Raw genomic sequence first — 4,115 nt, forward strand, 5'->3', positions numbered from 1 at the left:
GGGCGTGGGTGGGGGCTGGAAACTCGGATCAGAACAGTGGGCTGTGCCACACTGCAAGTCACCGCCGGACAGCGAACCTGGGGCAGGATCCGATGGCCGGAAAGCCGGAGTCCAATCGCCAACTCGCCGCGCTGATCGACGAGGCGAAGTTCTCCCGGAAGGGCTTAGCCGACCGTGTCGTCCGGCTCGCCCGGCTGCGCGGCGTGCGAGACCGGCACTACAACCACAGCAGTGTGGCCCGATGGCTGCGCGGGGAACAACCCCGCCACCCCGCGCCGGAGATCATCGCCGAGGTCTTCACTATCGAGCTGGGGCGCCGGATCACCGTCGCCGATCTAGGCATGAAGGGGGTTGTGTCCCCGCCCGGCCTCGGCCTCGGCCTGGCCATGACACAGGAGGCCAGCGTCCAGACAGCGGCCATGCTGTGGCGGGCGGACGCCGAGCAGCAACGCGCCCTGACCGGGGCCGACTTCGACCCCGGCGCGTTCTCGGTGGCCGCGCTGCGCTGGCTCATCGGCCCATGGGACGCGGCCCCTCCCGTGGCGAGCGGGCGCCGCATCGGCGCCACCGACGTCGAAGAGATCCGGCAGGTCACCAGCGCGTTCCGCATCCTGGACAACCGGCTCGGCGGGGGCCACGTCCGCTCACCGGTCATCGAGTACCTGCACACGCATGTCGCCCCGCTGCTACGCGACAGCCGCGCCACCCATGAGGTCCGCCGGGAGCTGTTCGCCGCAGCGGCCGACCTGACAAAGCTGGCCGCGTGGCTGTACCACGATCTGGACCGTCAAGGGGTCGCTCAGCGGTACCTGATACAGGCTCTGGCGATGGCCCGCCACGCCGATGATCACGGGCTCGGCGCTGAGATCCTCGCCGCGATGAGCCAGCAGGCGCACTATGTCGCCCAGCCCGACCAGGCCGTGGACATGGCGCGTACCGCGCAGGCCGCTGCGCGGCGCGCCGGCCTGCCGGTGCTGATGACCGAATGTCAGGTGATGGAGGCGCACGGGCACGCGGCCCAGGACGGCGGCGCGCGGGCTTGCGCCCAGGCGCTGGCACGCGCTGAGGCCAGCTACGACCGCGCCACCAGAGCCGAGTTGCCGCCGTGGCTGGACTACTTCGACGAGGCGTACTTCGCGGCCAAGATCGCGCATTGCTTCCGCGACCTGGGCCGCCCCGCCGAGGTCGAGCAGTACGCCCGCAAGTCACTCGACATGGACCCGACCTACCGGCGTGGCAAGACGTTCAACATCTCGATCCTGGCCATGTCTCTGGCGGCGCAAGGCCAGCTGGAAGAGGCATGCGAACAGGGCAAGACAGCGGTCGACATGGCGGCCGGGCTCACCTCCGAGCGGGTGTACCGCTACCTGCGAGATGTGCTGGAGGCTCTGGAGCCGGCGGCGGCTGAACCGGGGGTGGCGGAGTTCATGGATTATGCCGAGGAGCGGTTGCCCGCGCTGCGCGTGCGTGGAGCACGGCCATGACCGTCGCGGCCCCGACGATCTCGCCGCGGTCGATGAGTTGCTGCGCCTCGTCCAACGGCACCCACCTAACAGCCTCGGCCTCGTCCACGTGCGGTTCCCCGACCAGGTCGGCGCCGTGGGCCAGGTAGAGGTCTTGCGGCGCGTCAGCGGAACCGACCATCGGTTGGAAGCTGAGCAGGAACTCCACGCTGCGAGGCCGCCAGCCGGTCTCCTCTTCGACCTCGCGCACGGCGGTGACGGCCGGGTCCTCTCCGGGGTCGGCGTACCCGCCGGGCACCTCCCAGTCCCAGCGGTCGATGATGAACCGGTGCCGCCAGATGAGCAGGATGTTCTCGCCGGCCTCATCCAAGACGGCGGTCATGACGCAACGGGGCAGACGTATGACGTACTGGTCGAAGTGGACGCCGTTGGGAAGTTCGACGCTCGCCACCGACAAGCGGATGTGACGGGTCTCGTCGACCACCCGCTCGCCGTGGATGGTCCACTTCGTTCGCTCGGTCGGATTCTGCGACACGGCCCGACGGTACCGCGTGTGCCCTTCGGCGCGGGCCCAGCGGCGTGGTCAGCGACGAATGTGGCGTCTGGCCGCTAGCCTGCACTGCCATATATCCCGTTTCGATCACCGGTGACGGCGTGGGCCGGCGGGAGTTTGCGGCCGATGACGTTGACGCGGTCTTGGCGGTGTACGGCGCCCCGGTGGTCGTCGAGCACCTGTCGTTCGAGTCGCGCACCCGAGGGCAGGTGGCCGGGACCCTGGCGAGCGTGATCGAAGCGGCGAAGGAGGAGCCGCGGCGCGAGTACTCCCCTCGCTGTATTGGCCGCCGACTAGGTGATCGGGTTCGTCCGGCTGGCCGTCGACGTCCAGCACCCGGGGCAGTCCAGCGGCGTTTCCGGCCTTGTGCCTTTCCTTCGGCATGGCCTCTGGGGAAGGCACGGGCCGATCCGCTTATGGGCCCCGATGGGTGCCCCTGTTTGTGTGCGTGCTGATTACTCCGGGGGATGGGGCGTGACCGGTGGGGCAGCCACATCGCGGGCAGAGACGATTCCGAGCCGTCTGGCCAGGTGAGCCTCGGCTTGGGCGGCGCCGCCCGCCAGATCGACCATGGGCACCGCAGCGGCCAAGATGACGTCGGCGAGTTCGTCCAGGACGTCGCTTCTGTTCTTGTGAACTCCCTTGCGCGGGTTGCCGCCGGTCATTCCGATGTAAGCCTCGGCGACCTCCCCCACCTCTTCGGCGACCTTCAACACCAGGGTCTGGGTCGGCACCTCGGCCAGATAGCCGGCCCGGATGCGGGCGGTGTCCTCCCAGAAACCGTCACACGGCTCGGCCGGTCTAGCAGCAGGTTCAGTCGTCATCACGGCATTGAGGCTAAGAGTTGGAGGGCCAACCGTCTCGGCATTCTCGAACATCCGATCGAGTTTTCGGCCGGCGGCTGTCGGATCGAGGCGCGAGCGGCGTGCGCAGCCAAACGCGGGTTCCCTGTGCTCTGCGGACTCGGTCTCATGCACCGTCCACGGGGTGCCCGGCGGCCAAACACTTCCAGGAGGAGAAGCCCTCGCCCGTGTCCTCGGTAATCGCGAGCGCGTCGGCGGGCGGAGTGGCGTCGTCGGCCATGGGGGCCAGCGCCTCAAGAACGCGGCCGAGTTCACCGGCAACCCAGGGCTGAACCGGGTGGCGTCCGTTGATGGCGCCAGCGCCAGCGCACACGCTCCGTGATCGTGGGTTAAGAGCAGCCACGGCGCCGGGGTGTGGTAGGGCAGGAGTTCCATGACGCGTGCTTGCGGCGGTACAGCGCGGCTGCGTATCCATCACGTCCGTCCCGGTGGGCGGTGGTGTTGGAGGGCTTTGAGGAGTTGGTGGGTGTGGTCGTCGGGCTCAGTGTCGAGGTCGGCGAGGCGGGTGGACAGGAGCTGGTAGGTGCGTTGGGCTGCGTCGGTGTGACCGCGCTGGGCGTGGAGTTGCATGAGGTCGCGGTAGAGGGGCTCGGCGTACGGGTCGAGGGTGATGGCGTGTTTCAGGGCAGCGAGGGCTAGGTCCGGCTTCTCGTGCTGAAGAAGGCGGGCTTGGCGGGTAAGAGCGTCGGTGACAGTGCAGCGAAGGTGGTCGCGGTAGGTCTCAGCCCAGTCGTAGGTGAGGTCGGTGGCGAAGTCGGCGGTGTAGAGGTCGATGACGGGGGCGAAAGCAGTGATGCGGTCGGAATCGGTGGTGGCGTGGCGCGCATGGTCGAGGGTCTTGGTCAGGCGCCACAGGTCGGTGTCGATGAGGTCGGTGTCCAGGCGGTAGCTGCCCGCGGTGTGGATGACGTACATGGGTTCGCGGAGCCCCGTGGCGGTGCGCAGGAGCTTGCGGATGTTGGCGATGGCGGTGTTGAACTGGTTAGCGGCGGCCTCGGGGTCGTGATCGGGCCACAAAGCGCCGATTGCCCGGTCGCGGGCGACTCCATCAGGATGCAGTGCCAGGTAGGCGAGCAGGTCGCGGGCGCTGCGGCGGACGCCGGTGCTGATGGCACCGTTCGCGGTGTGAAGGCGGACCGGGCCGAGCAACTGCAGGGAGACGGGGCATGATCGTTTTTGACCGCCGGACTGCGGACGCGGGAGGGGCCGGGGGCTGGTGCCCGGGCTGCTGTGGGG

The 4,115-nt window shown here is 68.9% G+C and carries 4 protein-coding genes; 1 reads left to right on the top strand and 3 read right to left on the bottom strand.

Annotated features, from left to right (window positions below):
- On the top strand, nt 1-1,484 hold a 1,484-nt coding region (locus E1284_RS39010), incomplete at its 5' end, for an NsdA family TPR-like regulatory protein (protein WP_243715013.1).
- Here the strand turns inward: E1284_RS39010 and E1284_RS39015 are convergent.
- The 3 genes from E1284_RS39015 to E1284_RS39025 all read right to left on the bottom strand — a co-directional run.
- Nucleotides 1,426-1,998, bottom strand: a complete 573-nt coding sequence (locus E1284_RS39015; RefSeq protein ID WP_131945164.1) for an NUDIX hydrolase — start codon at nt 1,996-1,998, stop codon at nt 1,426-1,428. The genes E1284_RS39010 and E1284_RS39015 overlap by 59 nt on opposite strands.
- 473 nt (nt 1,999-2,471) lie before the next feature.
- Nucleotides 2,472-2,894, bottom strand: coding sequence for a MazG-like family protein (locus E1284_RS39020; RefSeq protein ID WP_131945165.1), 423 nt, complete (start codon nt 2,892-2,894; stop codon nt 2,472-2,474).
- A gap of 399 nt (nt 2,895-3,293) precedes the next feature.
- On the bottom strand, nt 3,294-4,115 hold an 822-nt coding region (locus E1284_RS39025; RefSeq protein WP_207924216.1), incomplete at its 5' end, for an AfsR/SARP family transcriptional regulator.

Origin of the sequence: Actinomadura bangladeshensis (assembly GCF_004348335.1) — a bacterium.
Taxonomy (GTDB): Bacteria; Actinomycetota; Actinomycetes; order Streptosporangiales; family Streptosporangiaceae; genus Spirillospora; species Spirillospora bangladeshensis.

Excerpts from the sequence above, each read along its gene's own strand:
- E1284_RS39020 (WP_131945165.1), bottom strand. The coding sequence starts at position 2,894 with ATGTTCGAGAATGCCGAGACGGTTGGCCCTCCAACTCTTAGCCTCAAT.